5 protein-coding genes are annotated in these 17,011 nt (G+C 68.5%); 2 read left to right on the top strand and 3 right to left on the bottom strand.

Features of this window, described 5'->3' with window-relative positions:
* Nucleotides 1-18: 18 nt before the first annotated feature.
* Both IT779_RS23965 and IT779_RS37970 read right to left on the bottom strand, forming a co-directional pair.
* Entirely contained in the window at nucleotides 19-4,959 is a 4,941-nt protein-coding gene (locus tag IT779_RS23965) for a DEAD/DEAH box helicase (RefSeq protein WP_196151647.1), read from the bottom strand.
* Entirely contained in the window at nucleotides 4,956-8,333 is a 3,378-nt protein-coding gene (locus IT779_RS37970) for a hypothetical protein (protein ID WP_196151646.1), read from the bottom strand. The genes IT779_RS23965 and IT779_RS37970 overlap by 4 nt, the downstream gene beginning before the upstream one ends.
* A 183-nt stretch (nucleotides 8,334-8,516) precedes the next feature.
* Between IT779_RS37970 and IT779_RS23955 the strand changes: the two genes are divergently transcribed.
* Entirely contained in the window at nucleotides 8,517-10,673 is a 2,157-nt protein-coding gene (locus IT779_RS23955) for a DEAD/DEAH box helicase (protein ID WP_196151645.1), read from the top strand.
* A 7-nt stretch (nucleotides 10,674-10,680) separates the two neighbouring features.
* Here the strand turns inward: IT779_RS23955 and IT779_RS23950 are convergent, their stop codons facing one another.
* The gene (locus IT779_RS23950; RefSeq protein ID WP_196151644.1) at nucleotides 10,681-16,029 is read right to left on the bottom strand and encodes an AAA domain-containing protein; all 5,349 of its coding nucleotides are present in this window, start codon (nucleotides 16,027-16,029) and stop codon (nucleotides 10,681-10,683) included.
* A gap of 254 nt (nucleotides 16,030-16,283) precedes the next feature.
* Here IT779_RS23950 and IT779_RS23945 point away from each other — a divergent pair, with 254 nt between their 5' ends.
* Nucleotides 16,284-16,835, top strand: coding sequence for a hypothetical protein (locus IT779_RS23945; RefSeq protein WP_196151643.1), 552 nt, complete (start codon nucleotides 16,284-16,286; stop codon nucleotides 16,833-16,835).
* The last annotated feature ends 176 nt before the right edge of the window (nucleotides 16,836-17,011 follow it).

The following is a 17,011-nucleotide window of genomic DNA, read 5'->3' as shown; positions in this document are numbered from 1 at the left end:
ACTCTGTTCCGCAGGCGTTCACCGTCGAACGAGCAAAGTCAGCAGCTGTGCCGCCTCGGCGTCCTCGACGGCGACGACGTGGAACCCGTCGGCGGTCAGTTCGCTGTCGCGTTCGGGCTGCTCGCCCTCGACCACCACCACCTTCGCGTGCGGCCAGCTGATCTCCACCGGCCAGTAGTGCCTGCCCTGCTCCACACCGATCTCGGGTTCGGGCACACCGAGAGCGGCGAGTTCGACCAGCAGCGCGCGCACCGCGTCCGAACTGTGGACGGCGACGGGATCCCAGCGAGGCTGGTCGGCGTCGGCGGGTTCGTCGAGGACGGCCAGTCGCTCGAAGACCGCCATCGCGCCATCGCGCGACAACTTTTCGTGGAAACGTTCGTTGCGGAATGTCCGCAGACATCCGTAACACGAGGTCTCCCTGCCGCATTCACAGGAGTTCACCCGTTTCGCGGCGGTCTCGACCACCTTCCGGAATTCCGTCGCGATCTGTTTGGCCGCACCCGCACCCGCGGGCACCGTGTCGAACAGCACCAGGCTGCGATGTCCGTCCGCGCTCCAGGACAGGGTGCCGTCGATATCGTCGCGGCTGATCTCCAGCGCCTGCGAAGCACCCTCGAGCAGCGCGTACAGCACCGACAACCAGTTTTCATCCGACGCCGTGACTGCGTCGAAGCCACGGAAGGTGAATTCGGCGACATCGGTTTCGTAGCGGTGCGCCAGCGAGGTGACCGTCGGCCGCCCCTTGCACGGGGTGCCGGTGGTCGGGTGCTGGTGGGCGCGCGCCACCGAAGTCCCCCCGGCGTAGACATCGGCCCAGCCGCACCACGGGCAGAGCTGGAAACCGGCCCCACCGCCGTCGCTGACAACCGCCATCCGCGCCCGCGTTCCGGCCCGCGCGCGCACCTCGAGCCCAGGAGCGGGAGTCCAGCGCGGCATCTCGGAGATATCGCCGGTGTGCTCGACATAGCTCGTGCCGCCCCACCTACGCTGCGGCGGCTCCGGTCGCACGTCTTGGGGCCGACGTTCGGCGACGAAGCCGAACTCCGGCAGCACACATCGGCGGACTGCGCCGAATGCGGTGTCGCAGTTCGGGCACAGCGCCGTGCTGTCGAGCACATGGCCGCATTCGAAGTACGAGCATTCCTTGCACACCCGGTACTGCAGTTCCTCCAATTCGCGTTTGGGCAACTTGTGCAGCCCGCGCGACGTCCACACCTTGCCGCCCGCCACCACCTGATTGCCCGGTGCGTAATCGAAGACCGCCTGGCTCAGATCGCGCGACAGTTCGAGTTTGTCGCCGATCGTGCCCTCACAGTGCAGGGTTCGCAATTCCACGGTGTCGACGGGGAATCCGTACTTCGGGAGAATGTTCTTGTTCGCCAGATAGCCGAGCAGTGCGCGTTCCCGAATGGTGCGCAGCGTGCGCTTCAACCTGTCGGCGAGCGCGTACTTGCCCGCCTCGACCGCCTCCGCGATCAAACCGTCGAAGGTGGCGATATCGCTGACGATGTCGTGTTCGGCCACCTCGAGCAATGCGCACAACCGCGCCACCCAGCCGTCGCCGTCCACGTCGATCGCGGCGGCGGTGGCGGCGGGCAGCGCCGCACGCAGCGAACGGCGGATCGCCTCCGGCACGGGCGTCAGGAAGGCCCGCACCTGGGTGGCCGCCGAATCGCCGCCCTGCGGTGTCGGGGTGAAGAAGTCACCCGCGTGCCGCCATTGGAGCTTGTCGGCATCGAAGCGGAGCCGGAAGTAGGCCGCCAGCGCGATCGAATGCGCGTGCCGTCGGCCGATCCTGTCGTTCTCGATGGGAATCCACGGAATTCGCATCTCGCCCGCGATCATGGAGTCCGGCTGCTGGAACTTCGACAGATCGTGCGAACTGCGTTTGGCGTAGGTCACCACCAGGGCCGCCGCGCTCACCCGGCGACCGGCGCGGCCTGCCCGTTGGACGTAATTCGCGGTCTTCGGCGGCATATTGCGCAGCATCACCGACTGCAACTCACCCACGTCGACACCGAGTTCGAAGGTGGTCGAACACGACAGCACATTGACCTTGCCGTCCACGAAATCGCGTTGGATTCCGGCGGCCTCGCCGGCCTGCCACTGCGCGGTGTGCTCCTGCGCGCTCAGCGGCGCCATCGCCAGCGTGCGATACACGGTGCGATAGTGGTTGGTGTCCTCGCCCGGCGCAGGCACCGAGAACTCCGAGACGGTGCCGTCACAGCCACCCTGCGGGCACAGTCCGCGGATATCGTTGGTGGTGAGCCTGCGGCAGGCCGAGCACTGGTACCAGGCGCTGTCCATGCCGCGGCCGAGTCGCAACTGCTCGTGGTCCAGCTGGTAGATCACCCCCGCGACCTTGTCGGTTCGGGCCACGACATATCCGTTGTCCCGCAGGAAATCCCAGCATTTCTCCAGAACGGTCTCCGCAGGCGCCGACGCCTCGAGTGCCGACAGCACCTTGCGCACGAGCAGGATTCGGTTGTTGGTGGTACCCGCCCGGCCCGCGGGCAGCCAGCTGATGATGCGCCGATTGCGATCGGAATCCCGGGTGCGGATCCGGATCTCGGCATTGCGGGGTTCGAAGATCGCGGCCTTGATGTCCACGTCGTCGAGCAGCGTCATCGCGCCCTGCACGCGCAGCGTTCGCACCAATTCGTCCAGCAGCGCCCAGAACTCGTCTTCGGAGAGCCCGAGCGCGGCGAACCCCTTCGGGACCGCCGCGCCGCGTGGACGGAACAGCGTCACCCGCATCAAGCCGAGCCCCTCGAGCGACTGGCGCTGATCCATCGACATCAATTCGGCCATCACCCAAGGATTGACCTCGCGTAACATCGTCGAGCGAGTGGCGCGTTCGTCGAAGTGACCGCCACCGCGCGCCACCGCGCGCGCCGCGGCCGCGAGATCCTCCACCGACAGCGGCTCGTCGGCGTTCTTCGGATCGCTCAGCGCCTCGGTCAGATAGCGCCGATGCAGCAGCCTTCCGTAGGTGCTCGCCAGATACGGCGCGGCGAAGGCGGCCGCTTGTCGAGAGTCGGAGAACATCAACAACTTTCGCCCGCCGCCGACATGCAACGCGGTCGCGTCGTCGGCCGTCGGGATGTGCTGGTACAGCGCGGTCGTGATGACCGCGGGCGCCGCATTGGTATCGGTGTGCAGACGCCGGATGACCTGGCGCGCACGGGCTCCGCATTCCGTGCAGGTGCTCATGACACGTTGCGGGCTCTGATGCTCGCGCACCGCCCTGACCGCGCCGCCGGGACAGTCGAGTGCGCACACCGCAGGAGCACCGTACGCGCCGCATCCGGTACACAACATACGCACGCTCGCGGCGGTCTCGGATTCCTTGTCCTCGGACAGCGTGGCCTCGTCCTCGTCGACCACACTCGCCGCGTCGCCGTCGGTGAGCACCAGCCAGCGCACTGCCTTCTCACTCGCGGCGGGCCGGAACACCCGCCTGCCTTCCTGCTCACTCGTCTCGCCCGCCAGATGCACCGCTCCGCAGCGATGGCAGGCGCCGAACTCGAATACCGCGCGCCCGGTGTCTGGATCGATCTCATGCCTGCTCAGCAACACCTTGGGGGCGCCGTCCGCTTCGAAGGAGACGAAGGCGCCTTCGGTGGACCGGACGAACAGGTGATAGCGAGCCGACAGCACCGGTCGGTCCGCGTCGTCGGAGACCTTCGAGCCGAGCGCGACCAGCGCCTCCACCTTACGCGCGGCCGACTCGTCGTCCGGCCACAGTTTTTCGGCCAGTTCCGAGACCGCCACCGGTTTACGGTTGGCCTGCGATTTCAGAGCGGCGATCCGCTTTTCCCGGTGCAGCGCGTCCGCGACATCGCCGATCGGCGAATGCGTCGCCAGCTCGGCCGGATCGGCGTCGGGCTCTGCCAGCCGAAGCAATTGCTCATCGGTGATGGTCCAGGTCGACTCGGCACGGCTGCCCAACCGCGTCGCGGTGACCAGATCCTGACGCGACGGGTCATCGGCGACGAACTCGAACGCCTGGTCGAACAGTTTGCGCGCGAAATCCGTCGCCTCGCGGCCCTGATTCGCCTCGCCCGTCCCCGTCAACGACGCCGAGGTCGCGATGCACTGAACCGACCGCGAGCCTGCGACCCGGTCGCGGAGCCTGCGCAACAACAGCGCCACCTCGCCGCCCTGAGCGCCGTCGTAGACGTGGGCTTCGTCCAAGGCGATGAAACGCCAGGTGTCCCGGTATTCGCCGTCGAAGAGTTCGATGTCGAGAGGACGCAGCAACAGGTATTCGAGCATCGCGTAGTTGGTCAGCAGGATATGTGGCGGCCTGTCCCGCATCTCGTCTCGGCTGAGCAGTTCATTGGGCAGGCGTTCGCGGCCTGGATACATCGCGCGGAAAACGGTTTCGGCATCGCGGCGATCCTGGCGGGTCTCGCCCGTGTAGCGACCGAAGGTGATCTCGGGTGAGTTCGCCAACAGCTCACGCAAGCGGCCGAGCTGGTCGTTGGCCAGCGCGTTCATCGGATAGAGCAGCAGCGCGCGCACGCCGGGTCCCAGTGTGCCAGCGGCCTTCTCGGCGACCAGGGCGTTGAAGATGGGCAACAGGAAACTCTCGGTCTTTCCCGAACCGGTACCGGTACTCACGACCAGGTTGCGGCCCGCGACCGCCTTGCGCACCGCGGTCTCCTGATGCCGGTAGAGCGGACGATCCAGCGACAACTTCTCGGATTCGAACTCCGCGAATCCCGGATGCAACACCCCCTCGGCGATCAGATCGGCGAGTGAGGCGCCGGGCTCGTAAGGGGGCGTGAGTTCGAGCAGTGGCCCCTTGGTCAGCATGGTGGTCGCGTCGATCCGATGATCGAATTCCGCAGCGAGCGCCGGATCACGCGGCGCGATCAGCGTTTTCAGGTAGCGCTTGTAGCTCGACTCGATATCGGCGGCGGCGGCCAGTGGATCGAGGCGGTCGGTCACGCGGTGACTCCGATCAGGTCGTTGTGGATGTGGTAGCAGGCGAGCGCGTCGGCGATGAGCAGGTCGGTCGCCACAAGGGCGGGACACAGTTCGGCCAGCCGCGCCCAGGCCCCGCGGGTCTCCGGCGAGAACGGGCGCGACAACACGCCACGCGCCGCGAGCCGGGCCGAGACGGCCATCAGCAGCGATTGCAGGGACATGAGCAGCCACGGATGTTCGGTCGTGTCGACCCCGGTGAGCACCTCGTTGCGCGCGGCGACGACACCGTAGACAAACGGCGCGGCCCGGTGCAGCAGCGCCAACGCCGGGGCCGATGCCTTCGTCAGGATGCCGAGGGCGGGATCGCGCTGCCATGCCTGCCGCTGTCCGAAAGCGTCGAACACCGCCGAGAATCTGGTGTCGATGTCGAGCAGCGCGCCGGGAATTATCTCGCAGGCCGACTTCAGCTCTTCGACGCGCACCGCGTCGAACCCGGTCATGCGCAAGGTGTTCGCGTCGAGGACGCCTACCCGCGGGTCGCCGACCTTGCCGGACAGCAGTTCGGTCAGCCACGGGCCGCCGCGACTCGCGAGATATCCCGCCACTTCGGCGCGTTCGGCCTCGGCCGAGGTTCGCAGCTTCAGCAGCGGCAGATCCGCGATGTCCATCAGGCAGCCGAGCCACGGATGGGCGTTCCGCTCACCGCGCACCACGGAGTCGAAGCCGCGCTCCACGAGTCCCGAGCGGATCAACAACGCCGGGAACTCCGATTGCGGAATCGCGCTGTCCGCCAATGCCTCCACCGCGCCGCGCGGGTCGACGGACAACGCCTCGATCAGGCCGTCGGCGACCCGGTCGCGCCCGTGCGCCGCGTCGAACTCGCGCACAAGAACCGGCCAGATCGCACCGAACGCCATGCCGTCACGCGGCAGCGGCGCCGCCCCCGCGAGATACCGGGACAAGCGGGCGCGCGCGGGGTCGGGGTCCTCGACCCAGCCCGGCTGTTCCATCCGCACCGCGGTGTCGTCGGGCCGCGCGGGCGACGTGATCACCGACCACGGATCATCGACGAACACCTGAACGGTCAGCGGGCCCGCACCGGTCAATTCCGCAGGTAGACAGGCGGTTCCATCCGAGATCGCGACCTGCTCCGGCGGCCGCCACGGCGCCGTGTCGGCCCACACGAACGCCGCCATCTCCGGTCCCGCCAATCCGTCGAAGATCAGCGACGAGCCCGCGAGGCGCACGCCCGCGAACAGCCGCGTCGGGCGGATGCGCGCCAAGCTGACCAGCCGAGTGACATCCGCCGCCACGTCGACGCGCGCCGACAGCGTCGACGTGCGCAGCGCCCGCGCGGTATCGGCGAACACGCGAGTGGAGACCTGGAAGACGTTGCCGCGCAGCACCTCGGGGATCTCGACCTGCGCGACCGACCCCGTCGCCGTGACCAGGGCGAGATCGACTTCGACGTCGCCGGGTACGCGCACCGCCACAACAGCGTCGTCGGTCATGTCCTCGGCCGACAGCACCGTCGCCGCGGTGCGCCACCGCGCGGCCGATCCCACGGGGTCGACCCGCAACTCGACATGCGGCGGGCGCAGTATCAACCGCTCCGACCGGTCGCGAGACCGGACCCGCACCTCGGTTTCCCGCGTCGAGCGGTCGAATCGCACCCTCTCGGTGTCCACCGCCATCGGGGATAGCGCGACAAGTTCAGCGGTGCACTCCGACATGCCGTCCTGTTCGGGCACCCGGAACGGCGTGTCGTACTCGACGACCAAACCCTCGGCGAGGAAGAAGGTATGCCGCAGATCGGACCCGAGCGGGCCGCTGACCACGATGTCGAACAACCCGAGCAGACCGGACTCGATCCCGTCGAACGGGTCGAGGCAGGATTCGGTGTCCGAGGATTCCCATTCCTCGTCGGTGAGCCAGTCCACGGTCCCGGCACGCCGAGTGCGCACCCACCATACGACGGACGCGGCGGTGGCGGGCGGCAGCAGCACCGTGGGTCGCTCGGCGTAGACGTGCAGACCGTTGCGCGTACTCAGCCCCGGCAGCGGTGTCGCAGGCTCCAGCCGCGCCGCGCCGACCGCCCGCACCGCGCGCACGACGGGACCGGTGGAACCGTCGCGGCGCAGGACGACACCGTCGACGTCGTCGAGCGCGCACACCCGCGCCACCCAGCCGCGCCAACCCACCGGAACGCATTCGGAGGTCGCGGCGATTCGGGCGCCGCGATCGGCATCGAGCAATTCGGCGTCACCGGGATGGACCGCGATCACCTCACCGCGCGGCAACGCCGTGTGCCGCGACAGTGCGCGACCGTACTCGTCGAACAGCAGCAGGGGTTCGTCCTTGTCCACCACCGGCAGCGTGTGTCTGGCCCCCGAACCGGGATGGGTGAGCAGGACGTGTCGGACGCGGCGCGGTACGGGCACCGACGTAGGCGGGCAGAGTCGGGTGTCGGACAGGCCCCACGGTCGCTCGGCGTACACCTGAACGGTGTCGCCGTCGAACGACACCAGCCACGGGGTTTCCGGCGCCGTGCTCGGATAGGGAACCTCGATCACGATCTCGTCGTCGATCCGATTGTAGGCCACCGCAGGGCGCCGCCCGCGCGCTTCGGCGGGCCCGGAAACCCTTGCCTCCGAACCGAAAGGACGCTCCTGGAGCCGATCGATGAGCGCGTCGAGCAACGCGTCGGGAAGGCCCGTGGTCGAGGTGTCCAGACCGAGGTCGTTGGTGAAATCGGGGTGTTCGACGGTGTATTCGGCGAATTCGATGATCCGGTCCACGATGTCGACGGCCACCTCGCCACCGAACCGGAGGAAATTGCGCACGGGGACATCGAGCGACCCCATCCGGTAACCCATGCCGGGTTCGGTGAGCCATTCGAACAGCGCCGCACCGTCACGATCGCGTCCCGCCGCGATGTGCTGTTCGATCACCTCGACCAGATCGTTCAGGCAGTGCACGGGAATACCCGCGTGCACCGCCAAGACCTGGACGTACTGGGCGCCGAGATCATCGAATTCCCGCATTCCGAATTTGCGCAGCATGCCGCGTAGCCGGGTGCGCAGCGCCGCCTCGAAATCCGGTTCCGGCGTCAGATCGACCACCGCCCAGAAACTTTCCCAGTACTTCCCCTGGTCGTAGGCCAGTCCGGCGTGGCCTATCAAAGTCGTCAAGGTCAGCGCCGGATACCGGTCGATGACCGACCGTATCCCGAAGCGCCGCGCCCGCTCGCGCGCCAGCCTGCCGAACAATTCCTGGGCACGGGCGATCTCGTCGGCGTCCAAGCCGGTCTCGACGAACAATTTCACCGACCGCAGCGCCTCGGCCAGCCGGAATTCCTCATCTCCGGCCTGCCGGGCCAGGAACGATTCCGCCACGCAGCCCCCTCCGCAACTACTCGACCACCGTGCGCCGCGTGCGGCGAAGGTCACCATCATCGCATCGACAATCGGCCGACAGGTACGGATCGTTTCCCTCGGTCCGTTCCACTCGAAACCGGTATGCGGACGATACGCTTACACGCGATCACGCGGTGACAGCGGGGGAAGGTGAACGCGCACGTGACGGATATTCTTCGGATCGCCGAGCACTTGCTGGCACATCCGAAATGCTCGGCGGCCCAGATCGCGAACGCGCTCGCCGATCCTCGGATCACCCGGTCGGTGGTCAACAGCGCGCTCTACCGGCGCCAGGACATCTTCGAGCAGTTCGACGACCAGCCGCCCGTGTGGGCCGTGCGAGCGGATTCCGAAGCCACGGTGCGATCCTGGTTCGATTCCTCTCATGCCGCGCGTACATCGGACGCCGAGGTATACGCCGGGCCGCCGTTGCGGGCGTGGCAGGACGAAGCGTTGCGGACCTGGAGCGGGAACGACCACCGCGCGGTGGTCGAAGCGGTCCGCGGCACGGGCAAGACCGTCCTCGGCATCGCGGCCGTCGCCGAAGCACTCGCCCACGGACACCGAGTGGTCGTCGTGGTGCCCGATGCGGCACGTCTGGAGCACTGGATCGCGACCACGCGCACGACACTGCCCGGTCGCGCGGTCGGCGGGCTCGGCGGGTCGACCGAATCGCTGCCGACGCGGGGTGAGGTGCTGGTGGTCACGGCCAAAGCCGCCGCCCAGCTCCGCCCCGACACCGAATCCGCGCGCGCGTCCGCGCTGGTGGTCGATGAAATACAGGACTACGCCGCGGGCGCCTACCCGAAACTTCTGCTCGACCACTACGAATGGCGACTCGGCCTGGCCACCACCGCCGAGCGCCACGACGACATCATCGAAACCGTGGTGCACCCCTACTTCGGTGCGGTGATCAACGGCTGCGACCACCCGAGGGCGGTTCGCGAGGCGATCCTCCCGCGGGTGCGCGTCCTGCGGGTCGCCGTCCGGCTCGGGGAACGGGAAACGCAGCGCCTCCAGCACATCGACGAACGGATGGCGCGCGCCACCGACACCCTGGTCGGCACCTACGGCGCACCCGAGTCGTCGCGGCGTGAATTCGACGCGTACGCAAGACTTCTGGCCGACGCCACCGGCCCGAGCGCGCGCATCGCCGCGCGCTATCTCGACGCCGTCATGGATCGCGACGCGATCCTCGCCGACTGCGAACAGAAGATGCTGCTGGTCAGGCAACTGCCGGTGCGCGCTCTCGCGCGAACCCGCACGGTACTGTTCGCCGGTCGGGCGTCCTCGGCAGGCCAGGTCGTCCAGGCGCTCACCGAGTCGGGAATGCGAGCCGCGCGCGTCGGCGCCGGTGTGAGCGCGTCCGAGCGCGACGAGATCGTTCGGCGACTGCGCGACGGCGACCTGTCGGCGATCGTCGAATCCCGCGTTCTCGACCAAGCCGTCGCCATACCGGACCTCCGAGTGGGAGTGGTCCTCGCGACCACGCGGACCGAACGCCAACTGGCCCATCGGCTCGGCCGGATCATGCGTCCCGACGCGACGTCACCGCCGATCCTGCTCATCGCCCACCTGCCGGGAACCTCCGAGAACCCGCGCGACGAGGCGGGCGCACAGGATGCCTACCTCGCGTCGATCGCCGAGGAAGTGTCCACCGCCGACCTGGCGGAGATGGCGGCCGTCCTGGAACGGTGGCTCGCCGACAGCAACCGTCCCGACACGCGGGATCGCGCCACACCCGACCCGACCGCGCCTCCTACCGCCGCGCCTCCCACCCCCGCACGTTCCGCTCCCGCGCGTCCCACTCCCGCGCTACTCGCGAACAGTCGGTCGACGCTCACACCGCCGTCGGCCGCAACAGCCGAACAGCCGCTGTCCCCGGAGTTTTCGTCCCCGAAGTTTTCGACTCCGCAGGTTTCGCCCGCACGAGACACCGGAATCGTCGCTGAATTCTGCGGGGCGCTCACCGATCGAGGCGGCATCGGCACCGCCGAAGAACTCGGCGACATCATCGGGCTGACCGATCAGACCGGACTCGCGGCGGCGGTCGAGGCCGCGGCCGCGGCGGCGCGGCTGCACTTCTACTCTCTCGACACCGATTTCGAGGATCTGCTGCTGCTCTCGGTATCGACCGGTGGCACGCCCAACGAGCGGGACCGTGCGTCGAGGCTGGTCGCGGAGTGGATCAACGCCGCCGATCCGCTCGCCGGACTACACGGCCTGATGTCGGACATCCGACCGGTGCGAGTTCCCGCGCGACGCCTGGTGCAGATCGCCGCCTTTGTTCGCGGGGTGACCCCGACGGCGTTGCTGTGAACGAGAGTCACGACACCGGCCGAGGCTCTGGGATCGGCCGCGTGGCCAGCGGCAGCACCAAGGCCAGCTCGGCGACAGCCTCGTCGGTCAGGTCCGATTCGCCCAGTTCGCTCAGGACCGCGCGCATGAGCGCCGCTCTGTCGGTCCACCCGAGCCGGTCGCCGCAGTTGCGCATGACGTCCGCGAGTTCCCGAGCGGGAACCTGGCTGATCTGTCGCGCACCGAGCGTCCTCGGCAGGAAATGGGGTTGGTCGGGGAGCCGATAGGTCCAGCGCTCGGGGTCACCGAGATCGAGTGGGTCCTCGTCCACGAGCACCGCGGCACGCACGGCTTCGCGCAATGCTCGATCCACCGCTTCGCGCAGCCGATCGTGCTCGGCGGCCGGGCGACCGCGCAGATAGATCGCGTGCACGCGACCGCCGCACACCGGCCCCTCGACGCCGACGATCCGCACGAGATCGTGCACTACCGTGTCGTCGGCCACCTCGTCCGGTCGGGCCGCCAACTCGGAGAACGACTCGTAAGGAACCACTTTCGGTGCGACCGCCACATCGGCAACCGACACCGCCGCCGATTCCTCCTCCCTCGAGACGCCGACCCGCTGTCCCCGATCCCGCGTGGACCGACCAACTCGCGGCTCGGGAAGCGCGGCGGATTCCTCGACAGCCGCGTCCGCGAACTCCTCCGACAGGTCCTCGTCGAATACCGGAGACCGCGCAATCTCCTCAACCGGCTTACGCGCAACGTCTCCGACCCGCGCACGCGCGACGTCCTCGACCGACGAACGCCCAACATCATCGACCAGCGGGCGCGCAATCTCCTCGACCGATGGGCGCACAACGTCCTCAACCGGCGAACGCACAACGCCCTCAACCGGGAGACGCGCGATGTCCTGGACCACCGGACTCGCGCTCGCCACCGCCGACTCTTCGAGTGCGGGAGCAGCCTGCGCGCTCGCCGGATGGATACCGTGCTCGCCGAGCATCAGCCACAGTGGCGACATCGCCGATTCCGGATCGGCGATGAACCGCGACCGCCGCACCCGGAAGAACGGCCACCCGCATCGTTCCAGATCACGTTGCCGTGCGATCTCCCACTGGAACTGCTCCGGCCCTTCGACCGTATCGCCATCGCATTGCACCGCCACCCGAGAGCGACCACCGACGACGACCATGTCCATGTCGTAACCCGTGGCGTCCTCGTGTGCGGTCACCAGGTATCCGCGATCCACCACACGATTGAAAACCTGCTGCTCGAACAGGGAATCGAAAGGCGCGACCGGACGATCCTCGGCAACCCGCCGCGGCATCGTCACACGGGCGCCACCCGATTGCCGCGCGGTCCGACAGTAGTCGAGAAGCCGAAAACGCAGGTCCTCGGGATTGCGCAATTCCTCGATGGCGACCGAATGGAACAGCCACAGCTGATCTCGGGCGCGCGACACGGCGACGTTGTAGCGCTGCACCACCTGCTCACCGGTCTGTGCCACCAGCAACGAATCCGGCCCGGAGGATTTGACCATCGACAGGAAGATCACGTCGCGTTCGGCGCCCTGGAAGTCGGCGGCGTCACCGCAGCGCAGCTGTCGGCGCGCGATCTCCTCCGGCGCGAGACGCCGCAGCACCTTGTCCCAGACGAGTTTGGCTTGCTTCTTTCCGAGTAGCGAGATGACACCGAAGGTCTTGCCCGCGTACGCCGGATCCCCGACACATTCGACGATGCGCTCGACCAGCCGCTCGGCCTCCCGCTCGTTGACATTGTCACCTCTGCTGACGCCGTCGGCGACATACACCGCCTCGATCGGCGGCAACCGGTCACTTCCGAACATCCGGACCGGCGCCAATCGCACCCCGTGCGGTTCGTAGGCGATCATGTTCGAGAACCCGATGATCTCGGGAACGCAGCGCCGATGTTCGACCAGGGTCAGCCGTCCGGCGAAACGCAGCAGCGCTTCGTCGAAAAGGCTGTGCTTGGGGTTCTCCCAGGAAGCGCGGAACCGGAAATCGAACAGATACTGCGAGGCCAGCCGTTGCAGCTGCACCTGCTCGATGCCGACCCCCGACGGCGACACCTGTTTGTCGTCGCCGATGACCACGATGCGCGGCGCGAGGTACTGCAGGAAAACCGACTCCAGGCCCGCCTGCGACGCCTCGTCGACGACGATCACGTCGAACATGTCCGGCTCGATGTCGAGTTGTTCCACGATCCGGTAGATCGGCATGATCCACACCGGAACCGCTGCCCGGCAGCGGGTCAGAGCCTGTTGCACATTGCCGCGGTGGCGCGCGGCATGGGTCCCGGTTCCTTTGCCGAGCATCCGCACCAGCTGCACGTACTGTTGCAGGTCGGCGCGCGCGGTGCGGGTGAGTCCCCCCGGGCCGACGGCGCGATCCCAGGATTTCTGGACCGCCAGGTCGGTGGCGGCCGCGCGCAGTCCGGACTCGATGTCGTCGAGCGCGGTGAACAGGTCGTTCACCTCCGCGTCCGACTCGTCGGCGAGCCACCCGCCGACCGCGACCCAGTCCCAGGCCGCCGACAGCTCGGCCGCGTGGGCTGCCCACTTCGGATCGCTCGGGGTCGCCTCGACGGCCGAACGCAGCGCGGGTAACGCCGACATGCGAGCCTCGAGAGCCCGCAGCCGCCCGTAGCGCTGCCTCGCGCCGTCCACCACGGCCAGCCGTGCCACCGCCGCGGCGTAGGCATCGCCGTCCCCGTGTTCGATCGCCGCGCAGGCCGCGGCGATCGTCGCCGTACTCCCGGGATCACTTCGCAGGCCACGCAATCGCGAACGCACAGCCTCGATCGGCACGTCGGCTGCCCGCAGTTCGTCCATCGCGGCGACCGCGTCGAACGCCGCGAGCAGCCACCGCACCGACCGGGCATCGGCCCAATCCGGTTCCGCCAGACCGTATTCGCGCAGCGTCGTCCCCGCGGCCCGCAAGCGGCCGTCGAACTGGGTCAACCGCACGATTCTGGCGTGGGCATCGCGGTGCCAGGCCAGCCGACCACCGATGGTCACGGCGGCGGGCGGCGGGACCAGCACACCGAACCACATGGCGTCGAGCCGGTGCAGCAACCTGATGGCTTCCTCGGCGCGGCAGAAGATCCGCAGCGGCGCCTCGGTGGTGGGGATGCGGCCGTCGACACGAACCCGCTCGAACAACGGCGCCGCTTCCTTGACGATGCGCGGCGTGCGGAACCCGATCTTCGGTGAGCCGTCCGCGTTGGTCTTGATCGCGTCGTTCTCCGCCAGGTGTGCGATAAGCTTCTCCGCCAGCGCCACCAGCGGCCCGTGATCCTCGCCCGCGACGGTGACCTCGGTCATCCCGACCTCGGCGGCACAGCCTTCGGCGGAGCGCAGCAGCGCGTCGATCTCCTCGGCTCGGGTGTGCCACTGGGCGGCGTGGCCCGCGCGCAGGTCCGCGACGGCCTGCCGGATCCAGGGTTCGCGAGCGGATTCCTCCTCGGTCGCCACCCGGTCCATCTCACAGATCAGACCGCGCAATTCGGCTCGCACGTGCGGCTGGAGCTCGGTGATCCCGATGGCCCACGAACTGCGGCCTGCCGCTTCCAGTTCGCGGCACCGGGACGCGGCGCTCGCACGGCGCGCGAACCATCCGCGCATCTCGTGCGCGGATGTCAGCTCGTCGGCGCGGATCAGCGCGGGCGCCCGCACTTCCGGGTCGCGCAGGGTTTCATCGAGCAGCAACCGCCGCCATTGCTCGACCTCCGCACCGTCCACCGGCAACGGCACGTCGACCCGCGCGGGCAACAGATCGGTGGCCCACGCGTGGTGTCGCGCCTGCGCACGGTGCCGCACGACGATGTCCGACAGCGTCCCGCGGTAACCGCGGACATCGTGGCGCGCGACCTCGAGCTCGCGGGCACGCGAGAGCCGCTGCCGCACATCGGCACGCCGAGCACGCAGATCGGCGATCCGCAGCCGTGCCTTCTCGCCGCGCGCCGCCGAGACCTTCGGATCGTGGTCGTCGGCCATCTTGGAGATCGTTCGCACCGCTGATTCGAGGTCGGCGAACGATTCCCGCGAGGCGCCCACCACCGAGACGCACAACGGCCGGATCTCCTCGCGGAGTTTTCCCCGCACCTCCTCCAGGGCACGATCGGTCTGCGCGGTGACCAACACCCGCTTGCCCTGCGCCAGCAGGTGGGTGATCAACGCGGCGGCGGTATGGGTCTTGCCGGTCCCCGGCGGACCCTGCACCACCGTGTGCGCGTGATTGTCGACATGGTCGAGGATGCGTAGCTGAACATCGTTGAGCGGCAACGGCAGAAAACAATCCGTTCCGTCCCTGACGATGGCCCCGTCATCGGCGTCGGACACCGGTGCGGGCACGTGGTCGGGGTCGACGAGATCGCGGAGTCCGTCCGGAAGGGCTCGCCGCTCGCGGATGCGCCGGGCAATGGATCCGAGGAGTCGCTCCAGACCGCGGCGGCCACGCGGGCGCACGATCACGGCGGGCGCGTAGGTGGCCACCGGTGTTCGCGTCGCGGTGGCGGCTGTCATGTCGTCGAGGTAGGTCGCCGCCGGATCCACACTGTGGACCATCCGCCGCACGAGGGCGCCGACGGCCGCGCGATCCAGCGGATCGATGTCGTTCTCGCGAGCCGAACGTTCCGCCTCGCGCAATCCCGTCGGCGCGCACACCTTGGCACTGTCGAGGAACTCCATCAATTCGACGCTCATCCCGCCCACGCCCGCCTCGGTCAGCACGCTCACGCTGACCTCGCCGGAATCGGCGTCGAAACCAACGGTGACCGGCACACTCAGCATGTGTCGGCGCACTGCGGCGTGTCCCTCGGGACTCCAGGACAGGCAGCCGACTCCGAGCACCGCCTCCTGCGATTCCGCAGCAACGCCGAGTGTCACATGACACTGGTAGAGGTGACGGTACAGCTGTTGCGCGGCGACATCGGGTCGTGCCCGCAGCGCCCACATCCGCCACCGCGCCAACCACTCGTCGAACAGTGCCGCGATCTCGGGATCGTGCGCGGCCCGCTGTGCGCCGCCCGCACCGTGACGCCGGTCCCGCAGGGTGGGTTCCCGGTCGGGGTCCTCGGTGTCGGCGGCGGCGAGCAGGCCCGCCAACCGCGGGTCCACCGCGGGCGGCTGCTCCACCTGTACCTTGCCGACCACCAGGAACGGCCCATCCGAAGCGGGGGCGTACCGGACCGTGTGATGGCCCGGCAGATTCGCCAACCATGTCACCGACCCGGAATCGGCGAGATCGGACATTCGCGTCGAACCGATACCCTGCACCTGCGCCAGATACTCGAACAGCCGGGCACCGCGATCCACCATCACGGCATCCGGCTCGACCGTCGCCCCGTCACCCAAAGTCCCACTCCTCCTGTCCTGTCACGACATGGCGACTGTATCGCCCGGCCCGAACTGTGATTATCGTCGCTGTCATCGGGTATGGCTGGTGGAGCACGGGCAGGTACGTCCACCACGATGGTCGTGGTCTCGCACTCGCGGTTCGTCGTCCGTGCGGACGGTCGGGCGCGCGAGGTGGGGATCGGGTTCGGCGACGGGGCCGCACCGATTCGTCGTGCCCGCCACCGATTTCGTCACCGGAAGGTTCGGATGCGATGACCGGCACTCTGATCGATGTTCCCGCCCACCGTGAGATTCCCGTCGAACGCGAGTTGATCGCGCGGCCCGCGCCGCGCGGGTATCACCGGATGCGCACGCCCGCGCGGGAGCCTTCGCCGGTCACGGCGTTGTGGCGGGAGGCGAGGACGGTGTTGGCGGCGCGGCCGGTGGTCGGGCCGCGCAAGTTGGTGACGGTGCCGAGGCTGGTGGTGCCGGTGGGTGCGGGGCAACTCGCGTTCAGCGTGTCGTCGCGTTCGGCGGAGGCCGACCAGTTCGCCACCGACGAGCGGGTGTTGGTGCAGCCGGGTGACTGGCGTGGCAGTCCGGTGCTCGGGTCGCGGCAGCGTGAGGGGCACGCGCAGTTGGTGACGGCGGGCACGCTGTTGCCGTATGTGCGCTCGGAGCTCGACGCCAAGTATCGGTGGCGAATTCCGCTGGCGCGGTTGGCGCATCGGCTCGCGCGCCGCGACGAACCGTTCGGCGACGCCGTAATCCTCGTCACTGTCCACGATTCCGATTCGCTGCCCTTCGCACCGCCGCGGCCCTGATCGGAGCGCCGGTGCGGGTACTCCCGCCGCATCGGCGCACGGCTCGCCGCATTCGGCTCGGCACTCCGGCACGCCGCGGGCGTCGTAGCATGGACGCGTCTCCGATGCCGTCCGGATCAACGGCGCGGGAACCGTCTCGGCCAGCGTGACTCTTTCCCCAAATCCGTAGCTCAGAA

The sequence above is a fragment of the Nocardia bovistercoris genome (assembly GCF_015674855.1).
GTDB lineage: Bacteria > Actinomycetota > Actinomycetes > Mycobacteriales > Mycobacteriaceae > Nocardia > Nocardia bovistercoris.
This window is presented reverse-complemented; position numbering and strand designations above follow the sequence as displayed.